This window comes from Mycobacterium arosiense ATCC BAA-1401 = DSM 45069 (assembly GCF_002086125.1).
Taxonomy (GTDB): Bacteria; Actinomycetota; Actinomycetes; order Mycobacteriales; family Mycobacteriaceae; genus Mycobacterium; species Mycobacterium arosiense.
In genome coordinates, this window is record NZ_MVHG01000282.1 from 1 (window position 1) to 330 (window position 330).

The 330-nt window shown below is 50.3% G+C and carries 1 protein-coding gene; it reads right to left on the reverse strand.

Features of this window, described 5'->3' with window-relative positions; genetic code table 11:
* Positions 1-43: 43 nt before the first annotated feature.
* On the reverse strand, positions 44-330 hold a 287-nt coding region (locus tag BST14_RS32770; protein ID WP_438502220.1), incomplete at its 5' end, for a hypothetical protein.

The following is a 330-nucleotide window of genomic DNA, read 5'->3' on the forward strand; positions in this document are numbered from 1 at the left end:
GGAGAAGCCAGTAGATCGCTGGCGGAACAGCGCTATGACGTTTTCAGGATAAACAATACGATGCTTTCTGCGTTGTAGGGATCTGGCTGTGAGTTGTATGAAGGGTAATGCGCCGGTACTTGCGGCCGTAGATATAAGCAAGGGTTTTAGAGTCTACAGGGCTCCTCATCAAAGGATGTTGCAGGCCATCTGGGGTGAGAGAAAGAAATTTTATTCGGAATTCTGGGCTCTGCGGAATGTGAGTTTCCAGATTTTTCCTGGGGAGGTTGTTGGAGTAATCGGCTGCAACGGCTCCGGGAAGTCCACCTTGCTGCAGATACTTGCGGGTAC